The sequence below is a fragment of the Serratia sp. CY32780 genome, assembly GCF_052169135.1.
GTDB lineage: Bacteria > Pseudomonadota > Gammaproteobacteria > Enterobacterales > Enterobacteriaceae > Serratia > Serratia sarumanii.
Genome location: NZ_JBJNLI010000001.1, coordinates 1,805,495 through 1,827,501, shown reverse-complemented (window position 1 = coordinate 1,827,501; position 22,007 = coordinate 1,805,495). Strand labels below are relative to the sequence as shown.

General features: G+C 61.3%; 13 protein-coding genes. 7 read left to right on the top strand and 6 right to left on the bottom strand.

Features of this window, described 5'->3' with window-relative positions; genetic code table 11:
* The first annotated feature begins 2 nt into the window (after positions 1–2).
* Positions 3–1,175 carry a lipopolysaccharide assembly protein LapB gene (lapB, locus tag ACJ8HH_RS08790; protein ID WP_033634721.1) on the top strand — a complete coding sequence of 391 codons (1,173 nt, stop codon included), beginning with the start codon at positions 3–5 and terminating at the stop codon, positions 1,173–1,175.
* A 58-nt stretch (positions 1,176–1,233) separates the two neighbouring features.
* Here lapB and ACJ8HH_RS08785 read toward each other — a convergent pair whose 3' ends face one another.
* Both ACJ8HH_RS08785 and bhsA read right to left on the bottom strand, forming a co-directional pair.
* Positions 1,234–1,533, bottom strand: coding sequence for an Arc family DNA-binding protein (locus ACJ8HH_RS08785; RefSeq protein ID WP_039565877.1), 300 nt, complete (start codon positions 1,531–1,533; stop codon positions 1,234–1,236).
* Positions 1,534–1,705: 172 nt separating this feature from the next.
* Positions 1,706–1,966 (bottom strand): multiple stress resistance protein BhsA, encoded by a 261-nt coding sequence (gene bhsA, locus ACJ8HH_RS08780; RefSeq protein ID WP_033647554.1) that lies wholly within the window; start codon positions 1,964–1,966, stop codon positions 1,706–1,708.
* A 329-nt stretch (positions 1,967–2,295) separates the two neighbouring features.
* Between bhsA and pyrF the strand changes: the two genes are divergently transcribed.
* Positions 2,296–3,024, top strand: coding sequence for an orotidine-5'-phosphate decarboxylase (gene pyrF, locus ACJ8HH_RS08775; RefSeq protein WP_049232982.1), 729 nt, complete (start codon positions 2,296–2,298; stop codon positions 3,022–3,024).
* A 10-nt stretch (positions 3,025–3,034) separates the two neighbouring features.
* The gene (yciH, locus tag ACJ8HH_RS08770; protein ID WP_033647552.1) at positions 3,035–3,361 is read left to right on the top strand and encodes a stress response translation initiation inhibitor YciH; all 327 of its coding nucleotides are present in this window, start codon (positions 3,035–3,037) and stop codon (positions 3,359–3,361) included.
* Between the two features lie 190 nt (positions 3,362–3,551).
* Here yciH and osmB read toward each other — a convergent pair whose 3' ends face one another.
* The 4 genes from osmB to ACJ8HH_RS08750 form a co-directional block, all read right to left on the bottom strand.
* Positions 3,552–3,770, bottom strand: a complete 219-nt coding sequence (gene osmB, locus ACJ8HH_RS08765) for an osmotically-inducible lipoprotein OsmB (RefSeq protein WP_004945176.1) — start codon at positions 3,768–3,770, stop codon at positions 3,552–3,554.
* Between the two features lie 271 nt (positions 3,771–4,041).
* Complete coding sequence (locus ACJ8HH_RS08760) at positions 4,042–4,788, bottom strand: DeoR/GlpR family DNA-binding transcription regulator (protein ID WP_004930631.1); 747 nt, start codon at positions 4,786–4,788, stop codon at positions 4,042–4,044.
* Between the two features lie 50 nt (positions 4,789–4,838).
* Complete coding sequence (locus ACJ8HH_RS08755) at positions 4,839–7,271, bottom strand: formate C-acetyltransferase/glycerol dehydratase family glycyl radical enzyme (RefSeq protein WP_197766212.1); 2,433 nt, start codon at positions 7,269–7,271, stop codon at positions 4,839–4,841.
* 4 nt (positions 7,272–7,275) lie between these two features.
* The gene (locus ACJ8HH_RS08750) at positions 7,276–8,175 is read right to left on the bottom strand and encodes a glycyl-radical enzyme activating protein (protein ID WP_060425815.1); all 900 of its coding nucleotides are present in this window, start codon (positions 8,173–8,175) and stop codon (positions 7,276–7,278) included.
* A 149-nt stretch (positions 8,176–8,324) separates the two neighbouring features.
* Here ACJ8HH_RS08750 and fsa point away from each other — a divergent pair, with 149 nt between their 5' ends.
* From fsa to ACJ8HH_RS08730, 4 genes are all read left to right on the top strand, one after another.
* Positions 8,325–8,990 (top strand): fructose-6-phosphate aldolase, encoded by a 666-nt coding sequence (gene fsa / locus ACJ8HH_RS08745; RefSeq protein ID WP_033647546.1) that lies wholly within the window; start codon positions 8,325–8,327, stop codon positions 8,988–8,990.
* Positions 8,991–9,258: 268 nt separating this feature from the next.
* Positions 9,259–10,980, top strand: a complete 1,722-nt coding sequence (locus ACJ8HH_RS08740) for a ShlB/FhaC/HecB family hemolysin secretion/activation protein (RefSeq protein ID WP_197766211.1) — start codon at positions 9,259–9,261, stop codon at positions 10,978–10,980.
* Positions 10,981–11,047: 67 nt separating this feature from the next.
* Positions 11,048–21,694 (top strand): hemagglutinin repeat-containing protein, encoded by a 10,647-nt coding sequence (locus ACJ8HH_RS08735; RefSeq protein ID WP_197766210.1) that lies wholly within the window; start codon positions 11,048–11,050, stop codon positions 21,692–21,694.
* The gene (locus tag ACJ8HH_RS08730) at positions 21,681–21,983 is read left to right on the top strand and encodes a hypothetical protein (RefSeq protein WP_060427197.1); all 303 of its coding nucleotides are present in this window, start codon (positions 21,681–21,683) and stop codon (positions 21,981–21,983) included. Before ACJ8HH_RS08735 ends, ACJ8HH_RS08730 begins: the two co-directional genes overlap by 14 nt.
* Positions 21,984–22,007: the final 24 nt, after the last annotated feature.

The window sequence follows — 22,007 nt, the reverse complement described above, 5'->3', positions numbered from 1 at the left end:
CTATGTTAGAACTGCTGTTTCTGTTGCTGCCCGTGGCTGCCGCGTACGGTTGGTACATGGGGCGCAGAAGCGCTCAGCAGGATAAACAGCAAGAAGCCAACCGCCTGTCGCGTGAATACGTGGCAGGGGTGAACTTTCTGCTTTCCAACCAGCAGGACAAGGCGGTCGATCTGTTCCTCGACATGTTGAAAGAGGACAGCAACACCGTTGAAGCCCACCTGACGCTGGGTAACCTGTTCCGTTCGCGCGGCGAAGTCGACCGCGCCATCCGCATCCACCAGGCCTTGATGGAAAGCGCCTCCCTGACCTTTGAACAGCGCCTGCTGGCGGTACAGCAGCTGGGCCGCGACTATATGGCGGCCGGGCTGTACGATCGCGCGGAAGACATGTTCAGCCAGTTGACTGACGAAGCGGATTTTCGCGTATCGGCGCTGCAGCAACTGCTGGTGATCCATCAGGCCACCAGCGATTGGCAAAAAGCGATCGACGTGGCGGAAAAGCTGGTCAAGCTGGGTAAAGAGAAACAGCGCGTCGAGATCGCGCACTTCTATTGCGAACTGGCGCTGCAGGCGATGGGCAGCGACGATCTCGATCGGGCGATGAGCCTGCTCAAACGTGCGGACGCAGCCGATAAACAGTGTGCGCGCGTATCCATCATGTTCGGGCGCATCTACATGGCGCAAAACGACTACGCCAAAGCGGCAGAGTCGCTGCAACGCGTGCTGAGCCAGGATAAAGAGTTGGTCAGTGAAACGCTGCCGATGCTGCAGGAATGCTACACGCATCTGCCGGAACAACAGCACAGCTGGGTTGAATTCCTGAAACGCTGCGTGGAAGAGAACACCGGCGCCACCGCCGATCTGATGCTGGCCGAGATCATCGAACAGCACGAAGGGCGCGACGTGGTGCAGGTCTATATCAACCGCCAGCTGCAGCGCCATCCGACCATGCGCGTGTTTTACCGGCTGATGGATTATCACCTGGCGGACGCCGAAGACGGCCGGGCGAAAGAGAGCCTGCTGCTGTTGCGCGATATGGTCGGCGAGCAAATTCGTACCAAGCCGCGTTACCGCTGCCACAAATGTGGCTTCACTGCGCACTCGCTCTATTGGCATTGCCCGTCGTGCCGAGCCTGGTCATCGGTCAAACCGATCCGCGGTCTGGACGGGCAATAACGCGGCGGCGGGGCAAAACAAAACGGGGCGATTATCGCCCCGTTTTTTCGTTTGCCGCTTACTTTTTCTTGCCGCCTTTGGCGCCGGTTTTCAACAGCTGGCGCAGTTTCTTCAGTTCTTTCTGGCTCAGCGGCTGTTCAACCTCTTCTTCGGTGCTTTGATTGTCGATCTCGCCGTGGTGCAGCTCATCCGCCTTTTTGGCCGGCTTTTCTGCCTTGGTGGCGGGCGCGTTGAAGCTGTTTTCCAGGCGCTGGCATACTTCCACGCTCAACGAAAATTCGTTTTCAGCGGCGGCGGCGCGGATTTTTTCCTTCAGTTCCAGAGGAATTTTGATGGTAAGTGTCGATATCTCGCTCATTTTGAAAGCCTTTCTGCAGGAAGATGCCTTCAAGCTAAGCCACTGGCGATCGGGTGTCTAGTGTGTAATGAAAATTTAATATTTCTGTAACAAAGAGGGGTGAGGCAAACGCGGGTTTTTTAGGCGAGAAACAGAGGCAGGGCCCGAGCGTGCGGGCCCTGTACCGGAAACATTATTTATAGATGATCGCGGTGCCGCTCAGCATGTTGTTACCGCCGGCGGAGATGATGCGGTAGCTGCCGGCGCCTTGGGCATCGGCTTTAGCGGCCAGTTTTTTCTCCAGGCTGCTGAGGGTGGTCGCATGGCCCGCGGAAACGATGCCGGTGGCGGTCAGGCTGTCAGCCTGTTGGCTGTTGACCGGCTCAGCGGCGAAGGTAGCGAAAGAGGTCAGTGCGATAGCGGCAGCGGCTGCAAAATATTTGATGGTTTTCATAGGTGACTCCAGTCTGTTTATTGAGGAAGGAAGCCATTCGCTTCCGATGTGGTGAATAATAAAGCATCTGCTCCGTTTGAAAATCTGATAATGCTGAGTAAGTTGTTCAAAATTTTTGATTGATAATTTACGCATCTTTACGACGTTTTACGCTGCGTGGTTTATCGCTGACGCGCTTTCGTTGACGCGCCATGACAAAGGTGAGAGGTAACATGACAGAGCGGCGGTACGCGCTGCGGCTGGGATTTCTGGCCCCCGGCATGTAGAATGCGGCGGTCAGTTTCGCGGGTGAGTACCTGATTATGTCCATTTTACAGAAGGTAGAAGAAATGAAGTCTGAAAATAACACTAATAACAATGACTTAAAATCATCTCCAATCGTTGTGGCGTTAGATTACGCCGATAAGAACGCTGCGCTGGCGTTCGCCGACCGTATCGATCCGCAAGACTGCCGGCTGAAAGTGGGCAAAGAAATGTTCACGCTGTTTGGGCCGCAGCTGGTGCGCGATTTGCACGGGCGCGGTTTCGACGTGTTTCTCGACCTGAAATTCCACGATATTCCCAATACCACCGCGCATGCGGTTGCGGCAGCGGCCGAGCTGGGCGTTTGGATGGTCAACGTCCATGCCAGCGGCGGCGCGCGCATGATGACCGCCGCTAAAGAAGCACTGCTGCCTTACGGAGCGGATGCGCCGCTGCTGATCGCCGTGACGGTGCTCACCAGCATGGAAGCGGAAGACCTGCGCGGCATTGGCATCGAGGCCAGCCCGGCGGAACACGCCGAGCGCCTGGCGCGCCTGGCCCGCGACTGCGGGCTGGACGGCGTGGTCTGTTCGGCACACGAAGCGCAGCGCCTGAAGGCCGCCTGCGGGCAGGCTTTCCAACTGGTTACGCCGGGGATCCGCCCTGAAGGCAGCGCGGCGGGCGATCAGCGCCGTATCATGACCCCTGTTCAGGCCCAGGCCGCCGGCGTGGACTACATGGTGATTGGGCGTCCGATCACCCAATCTGCGGATCCGGCCGCGACGCTGCGCGCGATCCGCGCCTCTTTGGCCTGAGGAAGCAATGATGAATGACGATAACAGCCGCCTGGTGTATTCCACGGACACCGGCCGCATCAAGCAGGAAGACGTTAAACCGCAACGCGCCAAGGGCGACGGCATCGTGCGCATCCAGCGTCAGACCAGCGGCCGCAAGGGGAAGGGGGTATGCCTGATCGCCGGCGTCGATCTGGATGATGCCGCGCTCGACAAACTGGCGGCCGAGCTGAAAAAGAAATGCGGTTGCGGCGGTTCGGTGAAAGACGGGATTATCGAGATCCAGGGCGATAAACGCGATCTGCTTAAACAGCTGCTGGAAGCCAAAGGCATGAAGGTCAAACTGGCGGGCGGTTGAGGTGAATCGCCATGCCGCGGTGCAATACTGCGGCATGGCTTGAGGTTGTTGCTGCCGGGGGTTAGCCCGTTAACGGTAAAAGAACCATAGACTTAAAGTAAAACAGACCTGAAATCATCGTTATTCTGGTTAATACGTCAAAGCGCCGAGGCGCTTTTGCCAGCCTGTCGGCCGAGGTCTCTCGGTCAGGTTATTTGCCAACCTGGTGACCGATGATGCCCCCTACCGCAGCCCCACCCAACGTGCCCAACGCGCTGCCGTCTGTCAGCACTGCGCCGCCGACTGCACCGGCGCCGGCGCCGATAGCGGTGTTGCGATCGCGTTTGGACATGTTGGAACAGGCGCTGAGTGAAAACGCCAGAGTCAGTGCCAGCGCGGCGGTGGCGAAACGTTTATTGATAATCATCATAATGACTTCTCCTTAGCATTGGCTATATGGAAGTGCCCTATAAGTATAGGCGTTAACCATAAATCAGGCCTGCCGTTGATTCCCGTACAGTATCGATATAAAAAAATGGCATTTTTTGTTAACGGCCGAATAATTAGCAAGTTACGGCCCAAAAGGCGCCGAAACTGAGTATAGGTTTCTCGGGAAGGATAAACAGGTAAATAGTCTTAAAATCCCGCTGCGCAAGGGGAAGGCGCGCGGTGAAGCCCGCGCGGTGCGGCGGCGACCTGCGTTATTCGTTGACCAGCTCCACCTGTACGCCCTGGCGTTTCAGCTGATGCTGATACTCCAGCGCCAAACGCGAATCGGTGATCACCCGGCTGATCTGGCCGGGCTGCGCCAGCGGGTTGGGCTGGATCTGGCCGAATTTGCTCGAGTCCGTTAGCACGATATTCTCCACGCCTTTGGCCAGCACCGCGCTGACCACGTCGGCGCGCATCATGTCGCGGCCGGTAAAGCCGGTTTCGGCCTGAAAGCCGTCAATGCCGATAAACGCCTTGTTGAAATGTACCTGCTGAATGCACAGCCGCGTAAGCGGGCCGACCACGGTCTCGCTTTTCTTCTGGTACATGCCGCCCAGCACAATCACGTCGCAGTCGGTTTCTTTCAGCAGGTTGGCGATATAGTGGCTGACGGTGATCAGCGTAATGCGCTTGCGTTCGGCAATGTAGCGCGCCAGCAGGGCATTGGCGCTGCCGCTCTCGATGAAGATCGTTTCGCCGTCGTTGACCTGCGCGGCGGCATATTGCGCCAACCGTTGTTTGAGGGTGAAATTGGACATCATGCGGGCGTCGACGTCGTCGCTCTCCAGCGCTACGGCGGAACCGTGTACCCGCTTCAGGTAGCTGCGCTTTTCCAGCAGGTTGAGATCCTGTCGGATGGTGACTTCCGAGACGCCCGAGGCGCGCGCCAGCTCATTGACGCTGATCCGCCGGCGATCGTTAACCAACTGCAATATGGTCTGTTGTCGTAAATTCATATCGGCCTGATGATGCGGCCGCCAAGGCGCGGCCGCTAAGAGTCAAAGGTTTAAAGAGTATGTTCTGTGCGCGCAATAATATCATCCTGCGCCTCAGGGGATAATGCGGTAAAGAAGGCGGAATAGCCAGCTACGCGAACCACTAAATCACGATATTGGTCAGGGTGTTGCTTCGCCGCCAGCAGCGTTTCGCGCGACACGATGTTGTACTGCACATGCCAGCCGCGATAGCTCTCGAAGAAGGTGCGCAACATCAGCATCAGCTTTTCCCGATCGCGCGGGTTGTCCAGCGTCGCCGGGTTCAGCTTTTGGTTGAGCAGCACGCCGCCTAGGATTGCCTCGGTAGGCAACTTGGCGAGCGAATTGAACACCGCGGTCGGCCCCAGGTGGTCGGTGCCGGACGCCGGGCTGGCGCCTTCCGCCAGCGGCTGGTGCGCCTTGCGTCCATCCGGGGTGGCGAGGGTGGCGGCGCCGAAGGGCACGTTGGCCGAGATAGACGAGGTGCCGGCGTAGTAGCCGCCGCCTATCGGCCCGCGGCCGAAGCGGGTGTTGCGATACTGCTTCAGTTCGTCGATGTAGGTTTGGTAGGCGCGCACCAGCAGCCGATCGACCTTGTCCACGTCGTTGCCGTATTTGGGCGCGGCGTTGAGCAGCCGCTGGCGCAGCTGTTCGCCATCCAGCCCGGCGAAGTCGTCGGCCAGCGCCGCCGCCAGCCGCTGCTGGCCGATCGCCCCTTGCTCGAACACCAGTTTGCGCACCGCCGCCAGGCTGTTGCCGAGGTTGGCGATGCCGACCTGCAGGCCGGAAACCCAGTCGTACTTGGCGCCGCCTTGCTTGATGCTTTTGCCGCGTTCGATGCAGTCATCCACCAGCGCGGAGCAGAGAATATCGTGGGCGTTCTCCTCCAGCACGCTGTCCACCACGCATTCGATCTCAATTGACTTACGCGTGTAGTAGCGGATTTGCCGATCCCAGGCGGCCATCACCTGCTCGAAATCGGCGAAGTTTCCTTTGGACAGCGCCTGTTCCTGCGGCAGGAAAATCTGCCCGGAGGTGGCGTCGCGGCCCTGTTCCAGCGCCGCCAGCAGCACGCGGGCAAAGTTGATGAAGCTCATGCCGGTGCAGCGATAGCCCCATTTGCCGCCGACGGCGGTCTCGATGCAGCCGATGGCGGCATAGTCGTAGGCGTCCTGCGGTTCAACCCCCAGCTTGATGAACTCGGGAATGACGATTTCGTCGTTGTTGAACGCCGGCATGCCGAAGCCGCAGCGGATCACCTGTACGCAGGCGTCGAGGAAATCGGCGCTCATTCCTGCGTGGTAACGCACGCTGAGGTTGGGTTGGGTGGAACGCAGGCGGCCGCAGGATTCGAGGATGGCGTAGGACAGCGGGTTGACCGCGTCGCACGGCCGGCCGTCGAGCAGTTTTTGGCCGCCGATGGTGACGTTCTGGTACAGCGGGCTGCCGGCTGAGGCCTTGGAGTGCGAGCCGGAGCGGATCTTGTTGACCTCCAGCAGCTTCAGCCAGCAACTGTGCAGCAGCTCGATGGCGTCTTCCCGCGCCAGGTTCTGCTCCAGCTCGACGTCGCGCCGATACCAGGGATAGAGATATTGGTCGAGGCGGCCGAAGGAAACCGAATGGCCGTTGGATTCGATCTGCAACGTCAGCTGGATGAAATAGCACAGCTGCAGCGCCTGCCAGAAGGTGTGCGGCGGGCGATGGGCGATCAGATCGCAGTTGTCTGCGATAGCCAGCAGCTCGGTGCGCCGCCAGTCGCGGGTTTCGCGCTGCGCCATATCGCGCGCCAGGTGAGCGAAGCGCAGGATGTGTTCGCTCAGCGCCGCCAGCACGATGTCGATGGCGTTGAGAAACTGCGCTTTATGCAGATCTTCCCACTCGGTCAGGCGCAGGCGGCTGCGGCGCGCGTTCACCTTTTCACGCAGGCCGTCGAGGCCTAGTTCCAGCAGCAGCGGGAAGTTGACCGCCAGGTGGGCGTCGCCGGAGGTCATGTTGCCCTCGGCTTTGATGATGCCGGTGGCCAGCAGCGCCTTCTGTTCGTCGGTAAACATGCCATAGCAGCGATCCTGCACCGTTTGGCCGCGCCACCAGGGGCAAAGACGGTGCAAAATCGCCTTGTTCTCTTCGCTGACCGAGAAGCCGGCACCCGGCCGGTCGGCCAACTGGTCGATCTCGTTTTCTATCCAGCCGACGGTGTATTCGGGGAAGATCGGCGCGGCGCGCAGCTCGCTGGCCTGGTTGCCGACGATCAGCTCGTCGTTGGCGATCCAGATGCTGCGCTTCGCCAGATGGTTGGCCAGCGCCAGCGCGCGGCGCACCGGCAGCGGCCGATCCTGATGCTGTTGATAGGCCTCGGTATAGTGCTGAGCGCGTTCGGTGCACACCGGCGGTTTGACGATGTGAATCAGCGCGTTCTTATGCGCCTGGATACGGGCGCTGAGGGTTTTCAAATCCAACGTAGTCATGGCGTTATCCTCGCAAAATGGCGCTCAGGCCTTTGGCGCCGGCGTACGCTTCGGCGAAGGCCAGCAGATCGGGCGCGTCCAGCGGCGTGCGGGCGGCGCGGTAAGGTTCGCCGAGCAGGTGATACTTGTTGATGCCCAGCGTGTGATACGGCAGAAAATGGATCTCCGACACGCCGATCTCGTCGGCGGCGAAGTCGACAATCGCGCGGACAGAGTGGCGATCGGCATTGAAATCGGGGATCAGCGGCACGCGCACGGTCATTGGCACGCCGTGCGCCGCCAGCCGGCGGAAATTGTTCATCACCCGACGGGCGGAACCGCCGGTCCAGGTTTTGAAACGCGCTTCATCGGTGTGTTTGAGATCGGCCAACAGCAGATCCAGCCAGGGCAACGAAGGGGCGATGTAACGCCACGGAACGTGCAGACAGGATTCGACGGCGGTGTGGATGCCGGCTTCGCGGCCGCGCCGCAGCAGCTCCGCCGCGACCTCCGGCTGCATAAAGGGTTCGCCGCCGGACAGCGTTACACCACCACCGCTGCGCAGGTAGAAAGGCTTATCCCGCATCACCTCGGCCATGATATCGTCGAGGTTGACCGCGCTGCCGCACAGGCTGAGCGCGCCGGTCGGGCAGGTGGCGGCCAGCGCCGCATAGTCGTCTGCGCTGATGACGTCGCGCCGCAGCGTCAATGCTCCCTCGTCACGCCGCAGGCCTTGCGGGCAGCGCTCGGCGCACAGCGTACAGCCGCTCAGGCACAGGCGCTCGTCAAACAGCAGATCCGCGTGGCGCGAGCGGCTTTCGGGGTTCTGGCACCAGCGGCAGCTCAGCGGGCACCCTTTTAAAAAGACCACGCTGCGGATACCGGGGCCGTCATGGGTCGAGTAGCGCTGCAGATTGAAGAACATGAGTCACCCGTTTGGCGTTGCTGAATCTTTCGCCATTAAAGATGTTTCGAATGAAAGTTGGATTGATTTTGGTCAAAGGTTGGCGGGGTTTTTGCCCTATGATGATCAGAGTTTGAATCCGCCCACAGAACATGACACAGGAGTCCGTGATGGAGCTTTATCTCGATACCGCCGATGTGACGGCGGTAAAACGCCTGGCGCGCATTCTGCCGCTGCACGGCGTCACCACTAACCCGAGCATCGTGGCGAAGGAAGGCAAGCCGATTTGGGAAGTGCTGCCCGCGCTGCGCGACGCCCTCGGCGGCACCGGCAAGCTGTTCGCGCAGGTGATGGCGGCCGATGCGGAGCGCATGGTGGCGGAGGCCGCGCTGCTCAGCCAGCGCGTACCGGGGCTGGTGGTCAAGATCCCCGCAACCGCCGAGGGGCTGGCGGCGATCAAGAAGCTTAAAACGATGTCCATCCCGACGCTGGGCACGGCGGTATACGGCGCCGGGCAGGGGCTGCTGGCGGCCTTGGCCGGGGCGGAATACGTGGCGCCTTACGTCAATCGGGTGGACGCGCAGGGCGGCGACGGCATCGAAATGGTGCACGAGCTGCAGCAGCTGCTGAGCCTGCACGCGCCGTCGGCGCAGGTGCTGGCCGCCAGCTTTAAAACGCCGCGCCAGGCGCTGGAATGCCTGTTGGCGGGCTGCCAGGCCATCACGCTGCCGGTGGATGTGGCTGAGCAGTTCCTGAGCGCGCCGGCGGTGCAGGCCGCGGTCGAGAAATTCGAACAGGATTGGCAGGGGGCGTTCGGCAGCAATTTGCTGGGCTGATAGCTGTCCGTCTCGTTTACTGATTCTCCTCCCGATCGACAATTAATTTTAAAGGATGGCGCATCATGGCGTCATCCTCCCGCCGTTTCGCCATTCTTCGTATGCCCGCCGCCTCCCTTATGGTTTTGTGAATCGCAGTGCCATAAAGCTGTTGATTTTTCCCCCCCGAAGCTCATAATTCGCCCCAGAGTAAGTTTATTTACATTAATTTACTTAACTTATGATTTTGACCAAATAAATAACTATAAGTAACGGTGAGGAGCCAAGGATGCGCTCAGATTCAGATACTGCTCGTGCTTTACTTTATTCTATCCGCTGCGGGCTGTCGGGATTATTGATCGGCGTCGTACCCCTGTTTTCCGCTTCGGCGTCTACCAGCGATGGAATGGCGTCCATTGATGCCCGCGAACAGCAGCGCCAGCAGGAGCGCGAGCGCGCCCTGCAACAGCAAAATGCCCCACAGGCCGATGCGCGCCTTTCCCGTCCCGACGTTGTGCTGCCCGATTACCCAACCGATGAACGCCCTTGCTTCATCATCAATCGGCTAACGTTGGTCGGCGAGTCTGCCGATCGCTTTCAATGGGCGTTGAACGCCGCGGCGGATGCCAGGGGCCGCTGTCTGGGCAGCCAGGGCATTGTGCTTGCCATCAACAAGGTACAAAACGCCATACTGGCCAAGGGCTATGTCACCACACGCGTGATGGCGCAGGAGCAGGACTTGACCACGGGCGTGTTGGCGCTGACGCTGCAGCCGGGGCGTATCGGTGAGATCCGCTTTGAGGAGCCGGTCTCCTGGCGTGGGCGGCTGTGGAACGCTATTCCGGCCTCACGCGGCGATATTCTCAGCCTGCGCGATATCGAACAGGGGCTGGAGAACTTCAGGCGGGTGCCCAGCGCCAATGCCGATATTAAAATCGTACCCGGCGCCGAGGACGGAACCAGTGACCTGCAGGTCAACTGGCACGAAGGGCGCCCGGTGCGGCTCAGCCTGGGGCTGGACGACAGCGGCTCCAAAAGTACCGGGCGTTATCTCGGTTCGGCCACTCTGGCTATCGATGCGCCGTTTGCGCAGAATGACCTGTTTTACGCCAACATCGGCAAGGATGTGTTTCAGCACGGGCCGTTCGGCAACCGTTCACATACGCTGAACTACTTTTTCCCGGTGGGATATTGGGCTTTCTCGGCCAATTACAACGACTACACCTATCACCAGAACATCCCCAACGCCAATGAGGTGCTGCGCTACAGCGGCAAGAGCGACAACATTCAGTTGACCGTCTCCCGGTTGCTGTACCGCGACCAGTCGCACAAGTTAACGCTCAACCTGCGCGGCTACCGCAAGCACTCGACTAACGCCGTGGACGACGTTGATATTGTGTCGCAAAAACGTCGCACCGCCGGCTGGGAGCTGGGGCTGAATCAGCGCAGCTACTTCGGTACCACTACGCTGGACGCCAATATCAACTGGCGCCGCGGCACCGGCGCATTCAATGCCCTGCCTGCCCCGGAAGAGTCGCGTCATGAAGGCAGCGCACGTACCGGCATTTTGCTCGGCGACCTGGGCATCAATCAGCCGTTCTCCTGGGGCGATCAGCCCTGGCGGGTGTATACCAGCGTAAGGGGGCAGTGGAGCCCGAATGCGCTGACGCCGCAGGAGCGGATGGCCATTGCCGGGCGTTACACGGTGCGTGGCTTTGACGGTGAACAGATGCTGTCCGGCGAAAAGGGCCTGCTATGGCGCAATGAAATCGCCTGGAACGTGTTTTCTCGCGGGCATGAATTGTATCTGGCCGCCGACTACGGCCGGGTGGACGGCACAAACACCCGCCACTTGGTTGGCCATCAATTGGCGGGCAGCGCGCTCGGCGTGCGCGGCGCGCTGTGGGGGCGATTCAGCTATGACCTGTTTGCCGGCGTTCCGCTCTACAAGCCTGCGGGGTTCCATACCTCCGGCGCGACCGCGGGTTTTAGCGTAAATCTGGAAATCTGAACATCGCGATACCGGCAGCGTTGCTGCGCTGATCTGAACGGACTGACTTTTCTCACGGATGTGACCTATGAACAAACATTGCTATCGCCTTATCTTCAGCCGCACCCACGGGGAGTTGCGGGTGGTGTCCGAACTGGCCCGCAGCTGCAGCAGCGAGCCGGGGCAGCGCATCGGTTCAGGAATAACGGGTGGAAGTCGTCTGTGGGTCACCGTGCGTCGGTCAGTGTGGCTGCTTGGGCTGTTGATGTTCGCCGGCCCCGTCATGGCAGACGGCATTGTCGCGGACGGCGGTGCCAATCCTTCCCAGCGGCCGGAGGTCATCACTACCCAGAATGGCTTGCCGCAGGTCAACATCACCGCCCCCAACCAGGCTGGGGTTTCACATAATCAGTATCAGCAGTTCGACGTCGACGCCAAAGGCGCCATCCTCAACAACTCGGCGGTGATGACCGCGACCCAGATGGCCGGGATGATCCAGGGTAACCCTAATCTCAATCCCAATTCCGCGCCGGCTCGCGTCATCCTCAACGAAGTCAACAGCAACAATCCCAGCCAGCTGCGCGGTTTTATGGAAGTGGCCGGCGGCAAGGCGCAGGTGATTGTGGCCAACCCCGCCGGCATTGTCTGCAACGGCTGCGGCACCATCAACGCTGGGCGCATGACGCTGACCACCGGCAAACCGCAACTGAACGCCGATGGCAGCGTGGCGGGCTACCAGGTCGAGCGCGGCGTGGTGCGCATCGAGGGCGGTGGGCTCAACGGCGATACCCGTCATGATACCGAGTACGTCGACATTCTGGCGCGCGCGGTGGAGGTCAACGCCGGCGTCTGGGCTAAAGAAGGCGTGACGCTGGTGGCCGGTCGTAACCGCGTGAGCGCGGACGGCAAAACCGCCGCGCCGCTTTCGGACGACGGCAGCGCCAGGCCTGCGCTTGCCATCGACATGGGGCAGATGGGTGGCATGTACAGCGGCAGTATCCGCATGATCGGCACCGAAGCCGGCGTCGGCGTGCGTAACCAGGGCGGGCAGGTCCGGGCGGGCAAAACGCTCACCGTGAGCAGCGAAGGCAAGCTCAGTTGGCGCTCTGATGCGCCCACGCAGGCCGGCGGCGATATTCAGCTGGCGGCAAAAGGCGACATCGAGACGCACGGGAAAGTGTATAGCGGTGGCCAACTGGCCGTGCAGAGTCGCGAGGGAATGTTAACGCAATCCGGTACGTTGGCGGCGGCCGGGAATGTGCACCTGAACGCCGCGCGCGGCATCCAAAGCAGCGGCCACCTGCTGGCGGGCAGTAATGCCGAAAGCACGCTGGTCCATGATGCCAATCTGCAGCTTGATAGCCAGGGCGATATCCGCGCCAGTGGCAGTCTGCTCGGTAAAAAGAACGTCAACGCGTCCGGGCGCCGGGTGGATATCAGCGGCGCGCAGGTTGCGGCCGGCCGCACCGCGCTGGCGGCCCGCGAGGGCGGCGTGGCCTTGCGCCAGTCCACCGTAGACAGCGGTGAGCTGGCCGTGAGCACGAAGGGAAATGTGGATGCGCAGCAGGCCAAGGTCAAGGCCGGGCGCTGGGCGGTCGATGCTGACAACCTGTTCAACCAACAGGCTACCTGGTCTCAGACCGGTGACGGTGAGAGCCGTTTCACCCTGGCAGGCGCGCTGGATAACAGTGACGGCACCATCGAGACGCAGAGCCTCCGGCTTTCGGCCGGTCAGTTAGTCAATCAGCGCGGTCGCCTGGTGGCGTTGGGGGAAACGGCGCAGCACTGGCGAGTGGGTGGCCTGCTCGACAATGGCGGTGGCACGATGGGCAGCAACGCAGCTCTTCGCCTCGACGCCGGCCGCCTCGATAACCAGCGCGGCACGATAAAAACCCAGGCGGGGCTCACGCTCCATGTTGATGGCGCGGTGAATAATGCCGGGGGCAATCTGCTGGCGGGGAACGGCCTGGCGCTTGAGGCAGGTAGCGCTCTGAATAACCAGTCCGGCACCCTGAGCGGCGATGACGTGCGTCTGGCGGTACAACGGCTGGATAACGCGCAGGGGCAGGTCATTGGCCAGGGAAATCTCGAAATGACGGCCGGCCGCCTGGATAACCAACGCGGCCTGATGGGCGCCGGCAAGGCGCTGAATGTGCACGCCGGCGACTGGGATAACCGTGGCGGCACGGCGCAAGGCGAAACGGCCGTGACGGCAACGGCGAGCAATCTCAACAACGACGGCGGTAAGCTGCTTTCAGGTCATGCATCAACCCTGCAGACCTCGGGCAACGCCACCAACCGCGGCGGCGAAATCAGTGCCACGGTGCTGACGGTGCAGTCTGACCGTCTCGACAACACGCAGGGCAAGGTGATTGGCCGACAACGGCTTAACCTGCATGCCCGTCAGGGGCTGGACAACACGCAGGGGCTGCTGGGCGCCGATGAGATGCTGACGGTGAGCAGTGAGGGCGAGCTGAGCAATCATCACGGTAGGGTGCAGGGGAATGGGCAAACCACGGTGTCAGCGCGAGACATCCACAACGAGGTCGGCAAGCTGCTGGGCGGGCAGAGACTCTCTCTCACTGCGTCGGGCGTGCTTGGCAACCGCGAGGGGGAAATCAGCGGCGAGTCGCTCACGCTAACGGCGCAGCGCCTCGATAACGCTCAGGGCAAGGTGGTCGCCAGGCAGGATGCGAACCTGACGGCGAAGCAAGGGTTGAGCAACGCCGCCGGCTGGCTTGAAGGCGGCAGCGCACTCGCCGTCAACACCGATGGCGATTGGGACAATCAGGGCGGCACCGCACAAGGTGGCCGGCAGGTCACCGCCAACGCGCAGTCGCTCGACAATACCGGCGGGCGGCTGCAGTCCGGCGGAGGCCTGACGCTTGACGCCGCAGGCAATATCCTCAACCGTTCCGGCAAACTGACCGCGCAGCAGGCCCTTGCCGTTAACGGCGGAGCAGCCAGCCTGTTCGATAATGACGGCGGCTCCCTGCAGAGCGGCGGCGATCTGTCTCTGCAGGGAGGCCAGTTGACCAACCGCGCCGCAGGGGTGGTGCTGGGCGGCCAGGCGCTTTCTCTTAATCTGGCGGGGGGCTGGGATAACCAAAACGGCACCTTGACCGGCAATGGCCGCACGCAGGTGCGCGCCGCCAGTCTGCTCAATGCTCAGGGCGCCATCAACGCGCTGGATAGCCTGGACATGCAGTTCACCGGCAAACTGGATAACCGCCAGGGGCGAGTTTTCAGTCAATCGTCTCAGGTGTTGCAGGCACAGGATATCGTCAACACGCAGGGCTGGATGGGCAGCCTGGGGAGCTGGCGGGCCATCAGCGGCGGTTTTGACAATACGCAGGGCAGCGTACAGAGCCGGCAGGAAACACAGCTTACGGCTGACTGGTTGGATAACGCCCGGGGCGTGATGCAATCGGCGCAAAACCTGGCGCTGCGCATCAAACAGGATATCGATAACCACAGCGGTAAGGTCTCGGCGCAGGGGCAACTGACCGTACAAGGGGCCGCTGACGGCGAGCACGCTGGCACCATCAATAACACCGGCGGCGAATGGCTGGCGGGCCAGGCGCTGACTATCGCCGCCCGCAGCCTTGATAACGTCCAGGCGGGGCAACTCTACAGCCAGAAGCAGCTGCGGCTCAATTTGAACGGCGGGCTCGACAACCGCGGCGGGAAAATACAGAGCGGCGATGCGCTGGCGCTTGATGCGCAGGCGCTGAATAATGCCGGTGGGACGATAGACGGCCAGCAACGCGTGGCGCTGCGCATTCTTGGTTTGCTGGAAAATACCGGCGGTGCAGTGCGCAGCAATGGCGGGCAAGAGGTGTCGGCCGCCGGTATCAATAATACACGCGGCGTATTCAGCAGCCGCGGCGGCATCACGGTGGCATCAAAGCAACTGGACAATACCGGTGGTACGCTCATCAGTCAGGGGGCGGGCACCTACCGACTCGACCGGCTTAACAATCAGCATGGCAAGGTGCACAGCGGCGACGCGCTCACGCTTGAGGGGGCGCAGGTCAACAACCGGGGTGGGCAATTGGTGTCAACCCACGGGCTGGCGCTCAAGGCCGGGACGCTCGATAACAGCGGTCAGGGCACGCTCAGCAGCCAGGCGGAACTGGATGTGCAGGCCGAGCGCCTGAACAATCGCGATGGCGGGTTGATACTGGGCACCACGCGCACCGATATCACCTCTCGTGATATCGACAATACCGCAGGCCGCCTGCAGAGTAGCGGCCAGATGACCCTCTCGGGGGTAACGCAGCTGGACAACCGCCAGGGGCGGATCCTGGCCAACGGCAACCTCAATATCAATACTGACCGGTCACGGACCGACTCGCCGCTGGCGCTGCTCAACCAGGGCGGGCGCGTGGAGAGCGCCGGGCAACTTACCTTGCATGCGCGTACCTTGGATAATCAGAACGGTACCCTGCTGGGGCTGCAGGCGCTGACGCTGTCCGCGCAGCAGGACTACACCCATCAGGCCGGCGAAACGATCAGCAGTAACGGTACGGTGACGTTCTCCCTGAGCGGCGCCTTTACCAACCTGGCGGATTGGTTGCTGCCCGGCAAGCTGGCGCTCAATGCGGCCAGCATCACCAATCCGGCGGCGCTGGTGGGCAAAACGCTGCAGCTGACGACCGGAGCCTTGCAAAACACCGGGCGCCTTGAGGCAGACAGCATGACGCTGAACGTCGATACCCTGGACAACGCCGCGGCGCTGATGGGCGACGACATCACCGTGAACGGGCGCATTATCGACAACCACGGTGCGCCTGCGGTGATGGCGGCGACCCACAGCCTGACGGTGCAGGCCGGTGAGCGGCTGACCAACCGGGAGGGAGCGCTGATTTACAGCGCCGACCGTCTGCACCTGCACAGCGATGACCTGATTGAAAACCGGGCCAGCTTTATCGAAGCGGACGGTGACGCCACCGTGGAAGCGCGTCGCCTGAACAACCTGCGCGAAGGGCTGGTGATTGAGCGTAACGCCGAGAAGAGCGACTACAAATGGCACCGCTACAACTACTACTGGCGCTCCTACGGTTCAAAGGTCAATCCCGATAAAAGCACCCTGGCGCCGACCACCCAGCAGCTGACCTATCAGGATGACGCGGCGGCGCAAACCAACCGCTACGGCACACTGCTGGCCATTGATGTGGCGGGCAAGCGCGCACAGGTGCGGGTCAAGGACAATAAGGGCCAATTGACCGACCTGTGGGTCAACTACCTGGCGCTCAAGCCGAATGCCGATGGCAGCTATGCGGTGACGTTCTATGAAACGCGTGGGGGCAATCAGCTGGCGACCATCCCGACGCCTTATCAAAACGGCTTCCATTGGGAGCACGACTGGACGCAGGTGATGACCTGGGATCCCGAAAAGCATGTCGATATCGACAGCGCGCCGTTCATCACCGATTACAACAACTTCCGCGAACGTACCGAGAGCGGCACGGTGACGCGCGACAAGCTGGTGAGTGAGGGGATCGGCGCGCGTATTCTGGCCGGCGGCAACATGGTGCTGCGCATCACGGGAGCGTTGCTCAATGACGCCAGCGTCATTACCGCCAACGGCAATCTGACGCAGGACGGCGGCGGCAGCGTGGACAACCGCGGTTACTCGGTTAATGAGCGGCGCCAGGCGGCTATCGTTGACCATTATGACAAGGACACGCATCACTGGTACCCCACGTTCAACCGGGACGAAACCACGGCGCTGGCGACCGTTGACGGGGTGATCACCGGCAATGGCACGGTCACCATCAACGGAGCCCGCATCACCAACACCACGGTCAATCAGGCGCAAATCAGTCAACTTGATGCGGCGTTAAAGGCGGTGGATGCCGAACGCGCCGAGCTTGAGCGCAATCCGCTGGCCTTCACGGTAGAGGGCGCTGCCCGACCTGACGGCGATACGACGCTGGCGCCGGGCGAGCAAATGACAAGACCGGGCGACACGCCGTCCTCGCCGCTGGGGCGTCCACTGCTGCCGTCTGAGCTGGCGCTGACGCAGTTACAGCACCTGGGCAATGTGGCCACCGCCATCCCCAATAACGGCTTGTTTAGTCAGCATACGGCGACCGGCAGCCCGTTCCTGGTGGTGACCGATGAACGCTTTACCCGCCGCGACAACTTTATCAGCAGCGACTATATGCTAGAACGCGTAGGGTATGACCCCGCGCAGGCCCATAAGCGCCTGGGCGACGGCTTCTACGAGCAGCGTCTGGTGCGCGAGCAGGTGCTGGCGCTGACCGGCAAACCGTCCGTCAAGGGCTGGGATGCGATGGAGCAGTATCAGCAACTGATGAACAACGGCAGTAAAGTCGCCCAGGACTTCCATCTGGTGCCGGGCGTGGCCCTGACGCCGGAGCAAATTGCAGCGTTGCAACAGGATATCGTCTGGCTGGTGAGCGAGACGGTGCAAACGGAAGGCGGCCCGCAAACGGTGTGGGTGCCGAAGGTGTATCTGGCACAGACTACGCTGCGCCTGACCGGCGATGGCGCGCTAATTGGCGGCGGCGACCTGCAACTCTCGGCAAACAGCATCACCAATGCCGGCAACCTGTTTGCCGAAAAAGCCCTGACGGTTGACGCCGGGCAGTTCCTGCATCAGGGCGGCGACGTCAGGGCAGGCAGCATTGACGTGCAGGCAGACAGTCTGGCCATGAGCACTAACCTGCAGGACGCGCTGCGCCAGGCGACCATGAGCGCCGGCGACATTCGCCTGCGCGGCACCGATATCACGCTCACCGGAGCGAAACTGGATGCGACCGATACGCTCAGCCTGAGCGCGCGTAACGATCTGACCATCACCGCCGCGAAAAGCAGCCATACCGCCGATCTTGAGGTTATCTCCGGTTCAATGGGTAACCGCACCCGCGGCGGCACGGAAGCGGCAGGCTCCCGGATGGCGCACGTCAGCGGCGAATGGCAGCAGGCTCTGGGGAGTCAGCTTAACGCTGGCGGCAACCTCTCGCTCAATGCCGGGCGAGACGTCACGTTCACGGGCAGCCAGGCCAGCGCCGCCGGCAGCACCCGCGTGCAGGCCGGCGGCGATATCAACATCAGGGCCGAAAGCACCACCAATACCACGCACCTGGACGCCAACAGCCGTACTTCATCAGTCAGCAACGACCGCCAGGAAGAGCGCCTGACAGTAAGCGCACTCGGCGGAGACCAGGGCGTCACCCTGGTGGCGGGCAACCGCCTGTTGGCCGAAGGCGCGCAGATTGACAGTAAAGAGGGGCGTATTGGCGTCAGCGCACGGGACGTGAGCATTAAAGACGCGCGTACCCGCACGCAGGACCAGGACAGCGAAAACAAGCGCGAAGGCAAAACCAAGAGCCATCGCGAAGAGCAAACCGAGCGCGAAATCAGCACCGGCAGCACCTTCAGCGGGCGCGAGGGTGTGACCGTGATCGGGCGTGAAGGCGACGTCACGGTTACCGGCAGCACCCTGCACAGCGACCAGGGCGCCATCGCCCTGCAGGCGAAGCAGGATGTGACCCTCAATACCGCCACTGAACGCGAGTCGGCCCTCAGTGAAGAGCGGTCACAGAAAAAAGGTTTCCTGAAAAAAAGCAGCAGCCACAGCGTGGCGCATGACGCCACCACACGCGAGAAAGGCAGCCTGCTCAGCGGCAACAGCGTCAGCGTCAGCGCCGGCAACGATCTGACGGTCACCGGCTCGGCCATTGCCGCCGACCAGGACGTGAACCTGCAGGCAGGCCGTAACGTCGACATCGGCGCGGCCACCGAGAGCGACACGCATTACCGGCTGGAAGAGAAGAAAAAAAGCGGCCTGCTGGGCAGCGGCGGCATCGGCTTCACCATTGGTAAACAGTCGAGCAAACACGAAATCGACGAGAAAGGCCGGACCCAAAGCCAAAGCGTCAGCACCGTCGGCAGCAGCCAGGGCAGCGTCAACGTCACGGCGGGCAACCAACTGCACATCGGCGGCGCCGACCTGGTGGCGGGCAAAGATCTGGCTCTTACCGGCGACAGCGTGACTATCGATCCCGGCGTTGATGCGCGCACGCGTAAAGAGACTTACGAGCAGAAGCAGAGCGGCCTAAGCGTTGCGCTGTCGGGCACCGTGGGCGGCGCGCTCAACACCGCCGTCAGCTCGGCGCAGCAGGCGCGAAAAGAAGGCGATGGGCGCCTGAACGCGCTGCAAAACACCAAGGCGGCACTGTCCGGCGTGCAGGCTGCACAGGCCTGGGAGCGGGATAATGCGCTGACCGCCTCGGCGGAGGCGAAAAACGCCGCTGCCGGCTTGCAGCCGGGAGACGAAGGTGCGGCGCAGGGCGCCACCAATACGGTGGGTATCAGCGCCTCCTACGGCAGCCAGTCGTCGAAGAGCGAAACCCGCACCGACAGCCACCAGTCGCAGGGCAGCACGCTCACCGCCGGGCAAAACCTGTCGATAACGGCGAGCGGCAAGAACCACAACGCGCAAAGTGGCGATATCGTCGTCACCGGCAGCCAACTGAAAGCGGGCAAAGACCTGTCGCTCGATGCGGCGCGGGACATTACCCTGCAGTCGGCGCAGAACAGCGAAAGCACCGTCGGCAAGAACAGCAGCAAAGGCGGCAACGTCGGTGTCGGCATCGGCGCAGGCTCGGGCGGGTACGGCATCAGCGTCTCGGCCGGCGTCAATGCCGGCAAGGGGCATGAGAACGGCAACGGCCTGACGCATGCCGAAACCACCCTGGATGCGGGCAGTAATCTCAAGGTGACCAGCGGCCGCGACACCCGGCTGACCGGCGCGCAGGCCAGCGGAGAAAAGGTTACCGTCGACGTGGGCCGTGACCTGACGCTGGAAAGCCAGCAGGACAGCGACCGCTATGATGCCAGGCAGACCCAGATGAGCGGCGGGATCAGCGTGCCGATCGGCGCCGGCAGCGGCTCGGCGAATTTTAGCGCCAGCAAGGACAAACTGCACAGCAACTTCGACTCGGTAAAAGAGCAGACCGGGCTGTTTGCCGGCAAGGGCGGGTATGACGTCAAGGTCAAAGAACACACCCAGCTCGACGGCGCTGTGATTGCAAGCCAAGCTGACAAGGAGAAAAACCGCCTCGATACCGGCACGCTGGGCTGGACGGACATCCACAACCAGGCGGACTACAGCGCAACGCACAGCGGCGGCAGCTTCAGCACCGGCGGGCCGGTGGGCAAGGATCTGCTGACCAACACGGCCGGCGGCATGCTGTCGGGCGCCAACCACAGCGGGCACGCCGAGGGCACGACAAAGGCCGGGGTTAGCGAAGGTACGCTGATAGTTCGCGACACCGGCAAACAGCAGCAGGATGTGGCGCAGCTTAACCGGGATACCGAGCATGCCAACGACGGCAGCATCAGCCCGATATTCAACAAGGAGAAGGAGCAAAACCGGCTCAAACAGGCGCAGCTTATCGGCGAGATTGGCGGCCAGGCGATGGACGTCATCCGCACGCAGGGGGATATCGCCGGGCTGAAGGCACAGAAAGACCCGGCGGCGCTGGCGCAGGCCAGGGAACAGCTTGAGAAGAGCGGCAAACCGACGAACGATGCGGCGGTGATGCAGCGGGCATACGACAACGCGATGCGGCAATACGGCACCGGCAGCGACCTGCAGAAGGCGGCGCAGGCGGTGACGGGGGCGCTGACGGCGCTGGCAGGCAATAACCTGGCGGGGGCGCTGGCAAGCGGCGCCTCGCCGTACCTGGCGACGGAAATCAAGAAGCGGGTCGGTGAAGACAACATGGCCGCCAATGCGATGGCGCATGCAGTGCTGGGCGCGGTGACCGCGCAGCTGAATAACCAGTCAGCCGCAGCAGGGGGGCTGGGTGCGGGCGGCGGTGAACTGGCGGCGCGCTACATTGCCGGCCAGCTGTTCCCGGGCAAAACGGCGCAGCAGCTGAGCGAAAGCGAGAAACAGCAGCTGAGCGCGCTGAGCCAACTGGCTGCGGGGCTTGCAGGCGGGCTGGCGACGGGGGATACTGCGGGAGCGGTGACCGGCGGGCAGGCTGGGAAGAATGCGGTGGAGAATAACGCGCTGAGTGATCTTGTTGACGCTGTATCTCAGGGTAAGACACCTCAGCAGGTAGCCGAAGAACGTGTCGACGCAGAGAACGAACGTTATAAGCAGCAAAACTGTGCCGGAATGAGCGCGGAAGCGTGCTCGGTGAAGATGTATACTGAGCGCCGGGAAGAACTGAAAGATATCCTGTCGACAGGTGCAGATTTTGTGCCGGTGGTTGGGGATATCAAGAGCTTTGCGGAAGCGCAGAGTGCGCTGGATTACTTGGTAGCGGCGATAGGGATTATACCGGGTGCGGGTGATGCCGCGGGCAAAGCGATCAAGGCGGCAGAGACAGCGCTGAAGAAAGGGGATGTTGCTGAAGCGTCCAGGCTGATTAACAAGGCCAGTGATGAAGTATCTGCCACTCTCCCAATGGGAAGTAAGCGCAATCCGATGAATCAGCCAAGTAACCCATCTTATCAACCTGTAAGGAATCAGCCGGGTACGATCAGAAATCGAGAATATTCAGGGCACGCCTTAGACAGAATGCAGGATCGAGGAATAACGCCTTCTGTTGTTGAGAATACCATTAAAAATGGAAAATCGACTCCTAGCCGAGGCGGAACAACAGTACACTTTGATCCTGAGAGTAAAGTATCCGTAGTTACGAACGAATCTGGTAGAGTGGTCACGGTTAAATATGGCGATAAATGAGAAGAATGATATCTGTGAGTATGCGCTTCATTCATTAAGTGATGTCATTAGCTTTGCGAGGTTCGTCAGTTACGCAGAAGATTTGCCTCAGCTAAATGAGCTATTTGAAAATGAGCACAATAGAGATAATTATCAGAAAATATGGTTTGAACTAGAAATTATCAATGCACTTGCTCTGTCTGAATGGGAGAGTGAAGGCCGTCCCGCAGACTGGCAAACACGTTGGGAATCAGAATATAAACACGATGCTTCTGAACTACTGGATGAGTTATTAAAGACATTGAAGTAAGGTAGCGGGGCTCACGGCATCCCA

Bases quoted from the DNA above. Each gene is read 5' to 3' on its own strand.
- lapB (WP_033634721.1), top strand. From the start codon at position 3: ATGTTAGAACTGCTGTTTCTGTTGCTGCCCGTGGCTGCCGCGTACGGT.
- ACJ8HH_RS08785 (WP_039565877.1), bottom strand. From the start codon at position 1,533: ATGAGCGAGATATCGACACTTACCATCAAAATTCCTCTGGAACTGAAG.
- bhsA (WP_033647554.1), bottom strand. From the start codon at position 1,966: ATGAAAACCATCAAATATTTTGCAGCCGCTGCCGCTATCGCACTGACC.
- pyrF (WP_049232982.1), top strand. From the start codon at position 2,296: ATGAAGTCTGAAAATAACACTAATAACAATGACTTAAAATCATCTCCA.
- yciH (WP_033647552.1), top strand. From the start codon at position 3,035: ATGAATGACGATAACAGCCGCCTGGTGTATTCCACGGACACCGGCCGC.
- osmB (WP_004945176.1), bottom strand. From the start codon at position 3,770: ATGATGATTATCAATAAACGTTTCGCCACCGCCGCGCTGGCACTGACT.
- ACJ8HH_RS08760 (WP_004930631.1), bottom strand. From the start codon at position 4,788: ATGAATTTACGACAACAGACCATATTGCAGTTGGTTAACGATCGCCGG.
- ACJ8HH_RS08755 (WP_197766212.1), bottom strand. From the start codon at position 7,271: ATGACTACGTTGGATTTGAAAACCCTCAGCGCCCGTATCCAGGCGCAT.
- ACJ8HH_RS08750 (WP_060425815.1), bottom strand. From the start codon at position 8,175: ATGTTCTTCAATCTGCAGCGCTACTCGACCCATGACGGCCCCGGTATC.
- fsa (WP_033647546.1), top strand. From the start codon at position 8,325: ATGGAGCTTTATCTCGATACCGCCGATGTGACGGCGGTAAAACGCCTG.
- ACJ8HH_RS08740 (WP_197766211.1), top strand. From the start codon at position 9,259: ATGCGCTCAGATTCAGATACTGCTCGTGCTTTACTTTATTCTATCCGC.
- ACJ8HH_RS08735 (WP_197766210.1), top strand. From the start codon at position 11,048: ATGAACAAACATTGCTATCGCCTTATCTTCAGCCGCACCCACGGGGAG.
- ACJ8HH_RS08730 (WP_060427197.1), top strand. From the start codon at position 21,681: ATGGCGATAAATGAGAAGAATGATATCTGTGAGTATGCGCTTCATTCA.